Origin of the sequence: Rhodococcus sp. 1163, from assembly GCF_002091985.1 — a bacterium.
Lineage (GTDB): Bacteria > Actinomycetota > Actinomycetes > Mycobacteriales > Mycobacteriaceae > Rhodococcoides.
The window spans coordinates 227043-240261 of the sequence record NZ_MKKX01000020.1; the positions used below are offsets into that span (position 1 = coordinate 227043).

Annotated in this window: 13 protein-coding genes; 9 read left to right on the forward strand and 4 right to left on the reverse strand. The window is 63.2% G+C overall.

Translation table 11 applies throughout. The features are described 5' to 3' along the window. The 3 genes from cobU to BJD99_RS09995 are packed head-to-tail and all read left to right on the forward strand — an operon-like array spanning window position 1 to window position 2429. A complete protein-coding gene (gene cobU, locus BJD99_RS09985; protein WP_084346651.1) occupies window positions 1-576 on the forward strand; it encodes a bifunctional adenosylcobinamide kinase/adenosylcobinamide-phosphate guanylyltransferase in 576 nt (191 codons plus the stop codon). Next, window positions 573-1664: a nicotinate-nucleotide--dimethylbenzimidazole phosphoribosyltransferase gene (gene cobT / locus BJD99_RS09990; protein ID WP_084346652.1), complete on the forward strand. Its 1092-nt coding sequence runs from the start codon at window positions 573-575 to the stop codon at window positions 1662-1664. Before cobU ends, cobT begins: the two co-directional genes overlap by 4 nt. 12 nt (window positions 1665-1676) lie before the next feature. Further along, on the forward strand, window positions 1677-2429 hold the full coding sequence (locus BJD99_RS09995) for an adenosylcobinamide-GDP ribazoletransferase (RefSeq protein ID WP_084346784.1): 753 nt from the start codon (window positions 1677-1679) through the stop codon (window positions 2427-2429). Window positions 2430-2431: 2 nt separating this feature from the next. Here the strand turns inward: BJD99_RS09995 and BJD99_RS10000 are convergent, their stop codons facing one another. After that, complete coding sequence (locus tag BJD99_RS10000) at window positions 2432-3535, reverse strand: branched-chain amino acid aminotransferase (protein WP_084346653.1); 1104 nt, start codon at window positions 3533-3535, stop codon at window positions 2432-2434. 32 nt (window positions 3536-3567) lie between these two features. Continuing rightward, window positions 3568-4683 (reverse strand): glycine cleavage system aminomethyltransferase GcvT, encoded by a 1116-nt coding sequence (gene gcvT / locus BJD99_RS10005; RefSeq protein WP_084346654.1) that lies wholly within the window; start codon window positions 4681-4683, stop codon window positions 3568-3570. Between the two features lie 91 nt (window positions 4684-4774). On the opposite strand from gcvT, the gene BJD99_RS10010 reads away from it, so the two are divergent. Continuing rightward, on the forward strand, window positions 4775-6292 hold the full coding sequence (locus BJD99_RS10010; protein ID WP_084346655.1) for a leucyl aminopeptidase: 1518 nt from the start codon (window positions 4775-4777) through the stop codon (window positions 6290-6292). A 59-nt stretch (window positions 6293-6351) separates the two neighbouring features. Here the strand turns inward: BJD99_RS10010 and BJD99_RS10015 are convergent, their stop codons facing one another. Continuing rightward, on the reverse strand, window positions 6352-6681 hold the full coding sequence (locus BJD99_RS10015; RefSeq protein ID WP_084346656.1) for an oxidoreductase: 330 nt from the start codon (window positions 6679-6681) through the stop codon (window positions 6352-6354). 380 nt (window positions 6682-7061) lie between these two features. On the opposite strand from BJD99_RS10015, the gene sucB reads away from it, so the two are divergent. From sucB to BJD99_RS10045, 5 genes are all read left to right on the forward strand, one after another. After that, the gene (gene sucB / locus BJD99_RS10025) at window positions 7062-8777 is read left to right on the forward strand and encodes a 2-oxoglutarate dehydrogenase, E2 component, dihydrolipoamide succinyltransferase (RefSeq protein ID WP_084346658.1); all 1716 of its coding nucleotides are present in this window, start codon (window positions 7062-7064) and stop codon (window positions 8775-8777) included. A gap of 159 nt (window positions 8778-8936) precedes the next feature. Beyond that, window positions 8937-9827 carry a TIGR01777 family oxidoreductase gene (locus BJD99_RS10030; protein WP_084346659.1) on the forward strand — a complete coding sequence of 297 codons (891 nt, stop codon included), beginning with the start codon at window positions 8937-8939 and terminating at the stop codon, window positions 9825-9827. 20 nt (window positions 9828-9847) lie between these two features. Next, complete coding sequence (gene lipB / locus BJD99_RS10035; RefSeq protein ID WP_084346660.1) at window positions 9848-10630, forward strand: lipoyl(octanoyl) transferase LipB; 783 nt, start codon at window positions 9848-9850, stop codon at window positions 10628-10630. Window positions 10631-10640: 10 nt separating this feature from the next. Then, window positions 10641-11732: a lipoyl synthase gene (gene lipA / locus BJD99_RS10040; RefSeq protein WP_373270529.1), complete on the forward strand. Its 1092-nt coding sequence runs from the start codon at window positions 10641-10643 to the stop codon at window positions 11730-11732. A gap of 57 nt (window positions 11733-11789) precedes the next feature. Further along, window positions 11790-12545: a DUF4191 domain-containing protein gene (locus BJD99_RS10045; protein ID WP_084346661.1), complete on the forward strand. Its 756-nt coding sequence runs from the start codon at window positions 11790-11792 to the stop codon at window positions 12543-12545. A gap of 3 nt (window positions 12546-12548) precedes the next feature. Here BJD99_RS10045 and BJD99_RS10050 read toward each other — a convergent pair whose 3' ends face one another. Then, window positions 12549-13019: an RDD family protein gene (locus BJD99_RS10050; RefSeq protein WP_084346662.1), complete on the reverse strand. Its 471-nt coding sequence runs from the start codon at window positions 13017-13019 to the stop codon at window positions 12549-12551. Window positions 13020-13219: the final 200 nt, after the last annotated feature.

Genomic DNA, 13219 nt, shown 5'->3' on the forward strand with positions numbered 1-13219 from the left:
ATGACGTTGCCCAAGCGCACACTGCTGCTCGGTGGCGCGCGATCGGGCAAGTCCAGCCACGCCGAACACCTCGCGGCTGCGACAGGACCGGTCAGATACGTGGCAACCGGCCGAAGACGCCCCGGTGATGCCGATTGGGACGCGCGGATAGAAGAACATCGAGTTCGACGGCCGGCCACGTGGACGACCGTGGAAGCGACCACGAACCTGCCCCAGCTGATCGTCGACGAGACACCGGGTGTCACGCTCGTCGACGATCTCGGCACCTGGCTGACCCACACCATCGACGACCGGTCAGCCTGGGACAGCCCGCGCGGCACGATCGCGGCGGAGATCGACGCGCTCGTCGACGCCGTTGCGCAGTGCACGGGCACCCTTTTGCTGGTCACTCCCGAAGTGGGGTTGTCCGTAATCCCCCACACTCGGGCGGGCAGACTGTTCCAAGACGAGATCGGCGTACTCAATTCCCGGCTGGCCGAGGTCTGTGACGACGTCGTACTCGTCGTGGCGGGCCTTCCCCTCGCACTCAAGTGTGCCGGGGTTCCACCTTTCCGAAAGGCTGAGCAGCAACCGTGACGTCCGAAACAACCGAGAACTCGACGCCGTTGCGTCCGGTCACTCCGCCGTCGCCGCAGGCCCGCTCTGCGGCGTCGGAACGACAGAAGTCGTTGACCAAACCTGCCGGCAGTCTCGGTCGACTCGAAGAGATCGGTGAGTGGATTTCGGCGTGCCAAGATCAGTGTCCGCCCCACGCGCTGGTCCGACCTCGGGTCGTTGTGTTTGCCGGTGATCACGGTGTTGCGGCCCACGGGGTTTCGGCCTATCCCGCCGAGGTGACCATTCAGATGGTGGCCAATATCGCGGCCGGTGGCGCTGCGGTCAATGCACTGGCCGCAGGGGCGGGCGCAACGGTCCGTGTCGTCGATATCGCTGTCGACTCGGATACGGACACCACGATCAGCCGGTACAAGGTCCGAAGGTCGAGCGGTTCGATCGATCGTGAGGATGCGTTGTCGGAGTCCGAGGTTCGGGCTGCGATCGAGGCCGGTCGCGCAATCGCGGACGAGGAAATCGACGGCGGTGCAGACCTGCTGATCGCCGGTGACATGGGAATCGGAAACACTACTCCGGCAACGACATTGATCGCAGTAATCACCGACACCGAACCGGTGGCCGCAGTAGGTCGCGGCACCGGCGTCGACGATGCCGGGTGGATCCGCAAGACGGCGGCGATTCGTGATGCGATGCGGCGTGCCCGTCCGGTCGTGAAGGATTCCGTTGCGCTGCTTCGCGTTGCCGGTGGCGCCGATCTTGCCGCCATGGCAGGGTTCCTCGCCCAAGCTGCACACCGTCGTACGCCTGTCATTCTCGATGGGCTCGTCGTCACGGCGGCCGCGTTGGTTGCGGAGGAGTCGGCCCGAGGGGCACGTGAATGGTGGATCGCCGGCCATCGCTCGTCCGAACCTGCTCACTCGATTGCATTGCGTCACTTGAGAATCGAACCCCTACTCGAGCTCGACATGCGACTCGGCGAGGGCTCGGGCGCTCTCGCCGCACTACCTTTGGTGCACGCGGCCATCGCCGCGCTGAAGGACATGTCGACTTTTGCAGATGCAGGTGTGAGCACCCGAGCCGCCAAGCCCGAAGCGCCGTCCGAGGCCTGAGAAGTGCATTCGATATGGGTGGGCCCTCGCCTGGCCCTGTCCTGGTTGACTGTCCTTCCAGTGCGGGGGCCGAACCACATAGACCGGGATGATGCCCGCAAAGCCATGTCGTCAGCCCCTGTCGTCGGATTGTTGCTCGGCATGTTCGCGGCAGGCGCGGTGTGGTGTGCGGACGCACTCTCGCTCGGTGGACTGCTCGGCGGACTGCTCGGCGTCGGCGCGCTTGCCCTGCTGACACGCGGCATGCATATCGACGGCCTGGCCGATACGGCAGACGGTCTCGGTTGCTACGGACCGCCCGAACGAGCTCGTGAAGTCATGCAGAGTGGAAGCGCCGGGCCGTTCGGAGTCGCCGCACTCGTCCTCACCCTCGCAATCCAGGCTGCCGGCTTCGGTCTGCTGGCGGAGCAGCAGGCTTTCTACTCGATAGCCTTGGCCGTTGCGGTCGGTCGTGTCGCCGTCGTCATCGCGTGCAGAGGCGGGACGCTTCCAGCCGTCGACCACGGGTTCGGAGCACTCGTTGCCGGTACCCAAAGCCGCATAGTGGTCGGTCTCTGGTGTGCCGCAGCGCTTGTCGCAGCGGCCGGAAGCGTGGACGGCCGCTGGTGGCAAGGCCCCGTAGTCGTCGCAGCAGTGTTGGCGATCGGCGTTGTTCTCGTGCGCCACTGTGTCCGACGGTTCGGTGGTCTCAGCGGCGACGTGCTGGGCGCAGCTCTGGAAATAACCACAACCCTCACTGTCGTGGGTTTGCTGATCGGATCCTGAACTCAGCCGAGCTTGGTCATCCACCCATGGGTGTCGGCGAACGTGCCGCGCTGAATGCCGGTCAAGGTATCGCGCAGGGCGAGAGTGATGTTGCCCGGTTCTCCGTCGGCGATCGTGAACGCACCGTCCGCTGACTTGACGCTGCCGACGGGAGTGATGACTGCCGCGGTTCCGCAGGCGAATACCTCGGTGATGTCACCGGACTCCGCTTTCTTCTGCCACTCATCGGTCGAGATGCGCCGCTCTTCCACCGGGATTCCGGAGTCGGTCGCCAACGCCAGGAGTGAATCGCGGGTAATTCCCGGGAGCAAGGACCCGGAGAGCGAGGGCGTGACCAAACGGGCGTCGGAACCGGAGCCGAACACGAAGAACAGGTTCATGCCACCCATTTCCTCGACGAAGCGGCGCTCGATCGCGTCCAGCCAGACAACCTGGTCACAGCCCTGATCGCTGGCCTGCGCCTGCGCAAGCAGCGATGCCGCGTAGTTGCCGGCAAATTTGGCGGCTCCGGTACCACCGGGAGCGGCGCGTACGTACTCGGTCGACAGCCACACGCTGACCGGTTTGACACCACGAGGGAAGTACGCCCCAGCAGGTGAAGCAATGAGCATGTACCGGTACGCGTCCGCGGGCCGGACACCGAGCCCTGCCTCGGTAGAGAACATGAATGGACGAAGGTAGAGGGCGTCCTCGCCACCGGCCGCCGGGATCCACTCGCGATCCACGGCAAGCAACTCCTCGATCGAGGAGGTGAACAGCTCCGTGGGAAGCTCCGGCATCGCCAACCGCCTCGCCGAGGATTTGAACCGCTCGGCGTTGGAATCGACGCGGAACGAGGAGAGATCGCCGTTGGGCTGACGGTAAACTTTCAACCCTTCGAAAATCGCCTGTCCGTAGTGCAGGACCATCGCAGCCGGATCCAACTCGATCGGCCCGTACGGCGCGATGGTCGCGCCGTACCAGCCCTTCTCCGAGGTGTAGTCGATCACTGCCATGTGATCGGTGAAGAACTTCCCGAACCCGGGCGCCGCCAATACTGCTTCTCTGACCTCCGAAGGAGCCGGAGAAGGATGCTGCACACGGGTGAATTCGGGAACGCCTGTCATGCACTGAGCTTATCGAACGCGTCGAAGCCCGCTCACTTGGTATTCGCTGCAACGAAAGGCGGGGCGACGATCTCACATCGCAGTGCGCGGCCACGGACATCGACCTCGACGATGTCACCCGGCTCCACCCCCGCTGTGGCGTCCACTAGTGCAAGCGCAATTCCGACCCCGAGCGTGGGCGAGAACGTCCCTGACGTCGTGACGCCGACCACGCCGCCGTCCGCCACGACGTTCTGTCCCTGCCGCAGTACCCCGCGGTCGAGAGCCTTGACGCCACGGAGGACTCGCGCCGGACCCGCCGCCTTTTCTGCCAGCAGAGCGTCCCTGCCCCAGAATCGGTCCTTCTTCCATCCGATCGCCCAACCACATCGGGCTTGAAGCGGCGAGATGTCCAGCGAGAGCTCATGTCCGTGGAGTGGATAACCCATCTCGGTACGCAAGGTATCTCGCGCGCCGAGGCCTGCTACCTGACCGTCGGAAAGCTTCACGACGTCGACGAGGGCACGGAAGAGTGCCTCGGCGTCGTTCCACGAGCAGACCAGTTCGTATCCGTGCTCACCGGTGTAACCCGTGCGGCACACGCGCACCGGCACCTCGTTGCCTTCGGCGTCGGACCACTGCGCGTCGACGAAAGCCATGTACTCCAAATCCACTGGGAGACCCAACTGCTCGACCACAGCGCGAGAATCTGGCCCTTGCACCGCGAACACGCCGAAATCGCGATGCTGGTCGCGAACGACGACGCCTTCGGGAGCCTCGGCGGTCAACGCGGCGACGACCGACGCGGTGTTGGCGGCGTTCGGAATCAGGAACACCTCTTCGGGCGAGACGAAGTAGGCGATCAAATCGTCCACCACTCCCCCGGACGTGTTGCAACACAACGTGTATTGCGCCTTCCCTGGGCCCACTCGGGTGAGGTCGTTGGTCAGCGTGGAGTTGACGAAGTCCGCCGCACCGGGTCCATCGACCGACGCCTTTCCGAGATGACTGACGTCGAAGACGCCGACGGAGGCACGGACTGCCTTGTGCTCCGCTACGACACCAACGTAGGAGACTGGCATTTCCCATCCGCCGAAAGGCGCGAACGTCGCTCCCAGTTCGACGTGGACGGCGTGTACGGGTCCGCGAGCAAGTTCTTCTGCACTCATAGCGGCCAACGCTAGCGGACGGCCGCCCGTCGGGCCCGAGTCACTACGATCGTGTACGACCGGGAACAATCAATACTTCAGGAGCTGCCACGTGCCATCGACTTCACCCCGCACTCTCGGACCCGAGCTGGCGCTGGCCGGCCGCCTCGGAAAAGATGTCGACGTTCTCGTCGTCGCACTCAGTACAAGTGAAGACGGACTGGAACTCGTCATCACCGACGACATCTCCGGAGATGCGCTCGCCGCCGAGTTGCTCGATGCCTTCGAGGCTGTCGGTGCAACAGGCAAGGCTGACGAGATCACCCGCATTCCCGCCCCCGCAGCGCTGGACGTGACGAGTGTCCTCGCAGTCGGGCTGGGTAAGTCGGCCGACATCGACATCGAACGCATCCGCCGGTCCGCCGGTACTGCAGCTCGCGCGCTGTCGGGTACTGCGATCGCGGCGACGACGCTCTCCGCCCTCGACTTGGGCGCTGCGGCAGAAGGTTTCTTCCTCGGTGCCTATACCTTCACCGAGTTCAGATCTGCACTGTCGGCACCTACTCCGGAAGCCGGGCCCCTCGGGCGCGTCGAACTGCTCGTCGCCGACCCCCGCGCACGTGAGGCCAAGGACGAGCTGACCCGTTCCGTTGCCATTGCGGAGTCAGTCGCGATCGCCCGCGACTTCGTGAACACCCCACCCAGCCACCTGTACCCGGAGGAGTTCGCCGCACGCGCGAAGGCACTGGGCACCGACGTCGGACTGAGTGTCGAAATTCTCGACGACAAGGCCTTGGAGAAGGGCGGCTACGGCGGAATCCACGGCGTCGGCAAGGGTTCTTCACGTCTGCCCAGGTTGGTGCGTCTGACGCATTCCGGTGGTAAACGTAAGTCCAAGAAGGTGGCGTTGGTCGGAAAGGGAATCACTTTCGACACCGGCGGCATCTCGATCAAGCCTGCTGCCGGCATGGAAAACATGACCTCTGACATGGCCGGTGCTGCGGCCGTGATCGCGACCGTGATTCTCGCTGCCAAGGTGGGCCTCGAACTCGACGTCGTCGCCACGGTCCCCATGGCGGAGAACATGCCGTCCGGCACTGCACAACGGCCGGGCGACGTACTGACGCAGTACGGCGGCATCACGGTCGAGGTCATCAACACCGACGCCGAAGGACGACTGGTACTCGCCGACGCCATCGTGCGTGCGTGCGAAGACGATCCCGACTACCTGATCGATACCGCAACGCTGACGGGCGCGCAGGTCGTTGCACTCGGCAACCGGACGCCGGGAGTCATGGGCACCGACGAGTTCCGCGACCGCGTCGCCGAGATTTCGCAGGCTGTGGGCGAAGACGCTTGGGCCATGCCGCTCCCAGGTGAAATTCGACGCGAGTTGGACTCGAGAGTCGCCGATCTCGCCAACGTCACCAACGGACGCGCGGGCGGAATGCTGGCTGCGGCATTGTTCCTGAAGGAGTTCGTGGCGGACGGCGTTCAGTGGGCGCATATCGACGTCGCCGGTCCGGCATTCAACACCGGCGGCCCGTTCGGCTACATCGGCAAGGGCGGAACCGGAGTACCGGTCCGCACGATGTTCGCCGTTCTCGAAGACATCGTCGAGAACGGTTAGACGCGTCACACCATGTGGTTGATTCGAGTGCGTCCGGGGGGGCGCTCGGATCAGTACCGCTATTCGGTAGCCCTGCGCTCGATAATTTTCTGTCGAGCATCGTGATCTCGCATCCGCTGGGGATAGCCCGTCTTTCGGACGTCGTAGACGGGGATCTTCAGGTCGGGTCCAAGCTTTCTGATGTGTTTCTCATCCACGACGCGCCGTGTCCACTCACCATCGTTTGCCACCAGAACGACAGTGACAGGAGTCACTGTCGTCTTCGGCTCCACGAATGCTTCGACGCCGATTCTCGCCGCCGTCCAGTCCGCGAGATACTGCGCTACCGACCCCTCTCGGGGGCCTCTACCTTTGCCACTGCGTCGAGTGAGGCGATCGAACAAACTCACTGAACCACTCCTGTCTTGGGTGCGTGAAGATCGACCTTCGCGTTCGCACAAGCCTTGTTACTCATGAGTTTGCCAGTGCGAGGGCGGCCCCTCGGGGAACGTGGGAACTCCAAGGATGGAAGGATGAGGATAGAGGGTTCAACTCTCTCGTTGTAGAGAACGATTTCCGGTCTCGTCGAAAGGGCGTCTACGTGTCTGCAGTAAAAGTCCGTGGATCGTGGAAAGAAGTTTTCTTCGATTCGGCGCGGACACAGACAGCGCCGAAGATCGCAATTAACGCAAGTATCGTCCGCGAACCTTGCAACGCCAGCACAATGGTCTACGACCACAAGTCGTAAGAACTAAATTACCCGCACACAACTGTCGAGGAGTCAACAGACATGGCCTTCTCCGTCCAGATGCCAGCTCTTGGTGAGAGCGTCACCGAGGGAACTGTCACCAGGTGGCTCAAACAGGAGGGCGACACCGTCGAGGTCGACGAGCCGTTGCTCGAAGTGTCGACCGACAAGGTCGACACCGAAATCCCGTCCCCCGCTGCTGGTGTTCTGACGAAGATCGTGGCACAGGAAGACGACACCGTCGAAATCGGCGCCGAGCTCGCTCAGATCGGCGAAGCCGGCGAGGCTTCCGGGTCTTCCTCCGAGCCCGAGCCCGCTGTCGAAGAGCCCGCCGCCGAACCTGTGGCTGCTGCAGAACCGGAGCCGCAGGCCGAGGAAGAAGCACCGGCACAGAGTGCGCCGGCCGCGAGCTCCGACTCCAGCTCTTCTGGTACCCCGATCAAGATGCCGGAGCTGGGCGAGTCGGTCACCGAAGGCACTGTCACGCGCTGGCTGAAGGCCGTAGGCGACGAAGTCGCCGTGGACGAGCCGCTGCTGGAGGTGTCCACCGACAAGGTCGACACCGAGATTCCTTCCCCGGTGGCGGGAACGCTCCTCGAGATCAGCGCCGAAGAAGACGACACTGTCGAAATCGGCGGCCAGTTGGCCGTGATCGGCACGGGCGCCCCTGCTGCCAAGGCTCCGGAGCCGGCAAAGCCTGCTCCCAAGCAAGAGGCCCCCAAGCAGGAAGCCCCCAAGCAAGAGGCCCCCAAGCAGGAAGCTCCCAAGCAAGAGGCACCCAAGCAGGAACCTGCGAAGACTCCCTCCGCAGACGCATCCCCGTACGTCACGCCTCTGGTTCGTAAGCTCGCAGCGGACAACGACGTGGACTTGTCCACGGTCAAGGGCACCGGCGTCGGCGGACGAGTCCGTAAGCAGGACGTCCTTGCAGCCGCCGAGGCGAAGAAGGCTCCGGCCGCTCCCTCTGCTGCTCCGGCCGCCGAGTCGAAGCCTGCCGCACCGGCTACAGCCGGAGTGCGACCAGAACTGGCGCATCTACGCGGAACCACACAGAAGATGAACCGCATTCGCCAGATCACAGCGAAGAAGACACGCGAGTCTCTTCAGTCCTCTGCTCAGCTGACTCAGACCTTCGAGGTCGATGTCACCCGGGTAGCAGGTCTGCGTGCCAAGGCCAAGGCCAAGTTCCAGGAGAACGAAGGCGTCAATCTGACGTACCTTCCGTTCTTCGCGAAGGCGGTTGTCGAAGCCCTCAAGGCTCACCCGAATGTCAACGCCAGCATCAACGAAGAAGCCAAGGAGATCACCTATCACTCCGAGGTTCACCTCGGTATCGCTGTGGACACCGAGCAGGGCTTGCTGTCCCCTGTCATCCACAACGCGGGCGACCTCTCCTTGGCTGGTCTTGCCCGGGCGATCAACGACATCGCCACTCGTGCTCGATCCGGTGGCCTGAAGCCCGACGAGTTGTCCGGTGGCACGTTCACGATCACCAATATCGGCAGTCAGGGCGCGTTGTTCGATACCCCGATCCTGGTACCGCCACAGGCAGCCATGCTCGGCACGGGCGCGATCGTCAAGCGTCCCGTCGTGGTCAAGGACGACGCTGGCAACGAGTCCATCGGTGTCCGGTCGATGTGCTACCTGCCACTGACCTATGACCATCGGCTGGTCGACGGCGCGGACGCAGGCCGTTTCCTGAGCACCATCAAGCAGCGGCTCGAGATCGCATCGTTCGAAGCGGACCTAGGTCTCTAGAGCGGGTCGAAAGGCGAGCAGTCTGTACTGTGGACTGCAGGTGAGCCAAGGTTCAGCGCTCGGCCGATCCTCGAATCAACGGGGACCGAACTAACAGTGTCGGGGCATCATCCGCTTGGCGGATGATGCCCCGGTTCTGTCGAGGAGGCTTTCGAATTCATGCGTGTAGTCATTGCGGGTTCATCCGGATTGATCGGTACCGCGCTGGTCGCGTCGTTGCGAGGCAAGGGGCACGAGGTTGCCAGATTGGTTCGTAGAGCACCTGCCGGTCCGGACGAGTTCGAGTGGGACCCGCCGCAGGGATCGTTGAACGATCGCGCGTTGCGTGGTGCAGACGCAGTTGTCAACCTTTGTGGGGTTGGCATCGGAGACAAGCGTTGGTCGGGCGCCTACAAGCAGAAGGTGCGCGACAGTCGGATAACTCCCACCGAGGTGCTGGCGGAGAACTGCGCAAAGTTTCAGGTTCCGACACTGGTCAATGCCAGTGGGATCAACTTCTACGGCGATACCGGCGACCGGGTGGTCGACGAAACGGCCCCTGTCGGCGAGGGGTTTCTGGCGGAAGTGTGTCGAGACTGGGAGAACGCGACTTCGGCCGCTACTTCCGGCGGAGTCCGCACCATCATGCTGCGCAGCGGCGTGGTCTTGTCGCAACGCGGCGGAATGCTGGACAAGCTGAGGCCTCTCTATTTGATGGCGCTCGGCGGACGCCTCGGCAGCGGACGGCAGTACTTTCCGTGGATCTCACTCGAGGACGAGATCGCGGCCACGATTCATGGCATCGAGAACGCGTCGGTATCGGGCCCGGTCAACATGGTCGGGCCAGCCCCAGTCACCAACGCGCAGTTCAACAGCGCCATGGCCCGTGCCGTCCATAGGCCTGCGCCCTGGGCTGTACCGGGCTTCGCCTTGAAAGCGATCATCGGCGAATTTGCCCAGGAAGCAATTCTGACCGGACCTCGCGCTATCCCGAAGGTGTTGGAAGACACGGGATTCGTTTTTGCGCACAACACGATCGGCGAGGCACTGCGAGTAGCTGTCGGTCGCTGACTCGGCGTAGCGTGCCTGGCATGACAATCGCGGGAATCTCCGCACGGGAGAGTTCGGATCCGGTCGACGTCCGGAGACTCGGTCGCATCGACTACCTCGAGGCGTGGGCACGTCAGCGCGAACTCGCCGACATGCGTGCCGAGGGGCAGGGGTTCGACACACTACTTGTCCTCGAGCATCCGCCGGTGTTCACTGCCGGCAGGCGTACGGCCCCCGAGGACCGTCCGCGCGACGGCGCACCTGTCATCGAGGTCGATCGCGGCGGCAAGATCACCTGGCACGGTCCGGGACAGCTCGTCGGATACCCGATCATTCGCCTCGCACAGCCCATCGACGTCGTGAAGTATGTGCGCCGGATCGAAGAAGCGCTCATTTCCGTATGCACCGAGATGGGTATCACTTGTGGCCGCATCGACGGCCGCTCCGGTGTGTGGTTGGCCGCAGGACACAGTGTCGCGGACGATTCGAATGACGGGCCGTGGTTGCCGGAGCGGAAGATCGCAGCCATAGGTGTACGCGTTCAGCGAGGTGTGACTCTGCATGGCTTCTCACTCAACTGCAATGCGTCCATGGCCGGCTTCGACGCGATCGTGCCCTGTGGGATCGCCGACGCGGGTGTGACCTCATTGTCCGCGGAACTTGGCCGAGACGTCACTGTCGACGAAGTCGAACCCACCGTCACCGAGGCCGTTCTGGCTGCTCTGGACGGCGGATTGCCAGTGACCGAACACGACGTCGCGCGCCCCTTGCTGGAGTCGGTCACCAGTAACCCGCACTTCACCACCACGAAGTTCGGCGCGTAGCATCGAACGTGTGACTGTGGCTCCAGAAACACCCTCGAACGCTGCGCCGTCCCTCGGGTCATCCCCCGACACTTCGCTCACCGCCAGCACCCCACTCGCCCCACCCGGACGCAAATTGCTTCGCCTCGAAATCCGAAACGCGGAGACACCGATCGAACGTAAGCCCAACTGGATCAAGACCAAGGCCAAGATGGGCCCGGAGTACACCGAACTCAAGGGTTTGGTCAAGCGCGAGGGTCTGCACACCGTCTGCGAAGAGGCCGGCTGCCCCAACATCTACGAGTGCTGGGAAGACCGTGAGGCGACGTTCCTCATCGGCGGTGAACAATGCACTCGCCGTTGCGATTTCTGTCAGATCGATACCGGCAAGCCCGACGACCTCGACCGCGACGAGCCCCGGCGTGTCGCGGAAAGCGTTCAGGCCATGGGCCTGCGCTACTCGACGATCACCGGAGTGGCGCGCGACGACCTCGAAGACGGCGGCGCTTGGCTGTACGCCGAAACGGTCCGTTACATCAAGAAGTTGAACCCCAACACCGGCGTCGAATTGTTGATTCCGGACTTCAACGCCAAGCCCGATCAGTTGGCCGAGGTCTTCTCTTCGCGACCGGAAGTTCTTGCGCACAATGTAGAAACGGTTCCGCGTATCTTCAAGCGAATCCGCCCGGCTTTCCGCTACCAGCGATCCATGGACGTCATCACCGCAGCTCGAGACGACGGCCTGGTCACCAAGTCCAACTTGATCCTCGGTATGGGCGAGACTCCGGAAGAAGTACAGGAGGCTATTCGCGACCTGCACGAGGCAGGCTGCGACATTCTCACCATTACCCAGTACCTGCGCCCGTCGCCACGCCACCACCCAGTGGAGCGGTGGGTCAAGCCCGAAGAGTTCGTCGAGCATTCCGATTACGCCACCGAGGTGGGCTTCGCCGGGGTGCTGGCAGGGCCGCTGGTCCGCTCTTCGTACCGGGCAGGGCGCCTGTACGCACAAGCGATGCAGCATCACGGTCGCGTACTCCCCGAGAGCATGAGTCACTTGGTGGACGGTGGCGAAGCTTCTCAGGAGGCAAGTTCGTTGATTGCTCGTCTCGCTGCTCGCTAGGCATCGAACCGGCTAGCGATGCACGTGACTTCAGCGCCGACACGTATCCTGTGAAGCATGGCGAACGGCGGTAAAGCGGGCAAAGCAGGTAAGCCCAGCAAAGAAGCAAAAGCGGCAGCGAAAGCTGCCCGTAAGCAGGCATCGAAAGAGCGTCGCGGCCAGTTGTGGCAGGCGTTCAACATGCAGCGCAAGGAAGACAAGCTTCTTCTGCCGCTGATGATCGGCGCCATCGTCGGTATCGGTCTGGTGCTGTTTCTGATCGGCTTGATCTTCGGTCTGCAGTGGTTCCTACTGCCCATCGGACTACTCGTCGGAGTGCTCGTGGCATTCATCATCTTCGGGCGTCGAGTCCAGAAGTCGGTGTACACCAAGGCAGACGGGCAGGCGGGCGCAGCTGCGTGGGCTTTGGACAACTTGCAGGGATCCTGGCGCGTGACCAACGCGATTGCCGGCACGACTCAGCTCGACGCAGTGCACCGCGTCATCGGCAAACCCGGGATCATTCTCGTCGCGGAAGGCGCGCCCCAGCGTGTGAAATCACTTCTCGCCCAAGAGAAGAAGAAGACCGCGCGGATCGTCGGCGACACCCCGATCTACGACATCGTCGTCGGCAACGGGGAGAACCAGGTTCCGCTGTCCGGTCTCCAGAAGTATCTGACGAAGCTGCCCAAGAACATCGACAGCAAGCGCATGGACACCATCGAGTCCAGACTCTCGGCACTCGGCACCAAGAGTGGTCCCGCGATGCCGAAGGGACCGCTCCCCGGCGGCGCCAAGATGAAGGGCGTTCAGCGAACGATCAAACGTCGCTGATCGCTAGCGAACCCGCACCATCGCGGTGCCCGTCGCCCGGTCGTGCATACCGCGACCGTCGTGGTCCGAGATCACGGCCGGGACGACAAAGATGATGAAGAACGTTCGAACCAGTGCACGCACGAATCCGACGCGGGCCTGCGCATCCACCCGCGCCACCTGAATTCCGGCGACCAGCTGACCTGGCGTGAACGAAAAAATACTCACCGAGCCGACGCCGAGAACGAACCAGACCAGCAAGGTCAAGCTGGACACCTGGATCGCGGCCCCGGTCGCGCCGACGATCAGTGCCGACACTCCCATCGACATCAACCAGTCCAGCAACAATGCGCCGGAACGACGGCCGAGCCCTGCTATCGCGCCGGGCCCTTCCGCTGGGAGTCCGAGTCGCTCTCCTGGAAACTTCTGCTCGGTTCCGTCCTCGGATCGAGCAGCCGAGGGTCCGGACAACCAAGAACCTGTCATTCGTGCCATGGACACCAGGATAGGCGCCGACGTGAATACCCGGATCGGCCGTCACCGTAGTGTGTGCGGTGAGCACGATTCTTTTTCTTCTGCACGCCGAGAGAGTGTCGCGGCTCACTCGAGTACACGCACTGATCGAAACGACGTGTAACACGGGCGAAACACAAGCTTGACCGGCGGGCAACACCAGGTCCATAACGTTTGGTCGA

Coding starts and splice junctions, on each gene's coding strand:
- cobU (WP_084346651.1), top strand. CDS start 1: ATGACGTTGCCCAAGCGCACACTGCTGCTCGGTGGCGCGCGATCGGGC.
- BJD99_RS10000 (WP_084346653.1), bottom strand. CDS start 3,535: ATGACAGGCGTTCCCGAATTCACCCGTGTGCAGCATCCTTCTCCGGCT.
- gcvT (WP_084346654.1), bottom strand. CDS start 4,683: ATGAGTGCAGAAGAACTTGCTCGCGGACCCGTACACGCCGTCCACGTC.
- sucB (WP_084346658.1), top strand. CDS start 7,062: ATGGCCTTCTCCGTCCAGATGCCAGCTCTTGGTGAGAGCGTCACCGAG.
- BJD99_RS10030 (WP_084346659.1), top strand. CDS start 8,937: ATGCGTGTAGTCATTGCGGGTTCATCCGGATTGATCGGTACCGCGCTG.
- lipB (WP_084346660.1), top strand. CDS start 9,848: ATGACAATCGCGGGAATCTCCGCACGGGAGAGTTCGGATCCGGTCGAC.
- BJD99_RS10045 (WP_084346661.1), top strand. CDS start 11,790: ATGGCGAACGGCGGTAAAGCGGGCAAAGCAGGTAAGCCCAGCAAAGAA.
- BJD99_RS10050 (WP_084346662.1), bottom strand. CDS start 13,019: ATGGCACGAATGACAGGTTCTTGGTTGTCCGGACCCTCGGCTGCTCGA.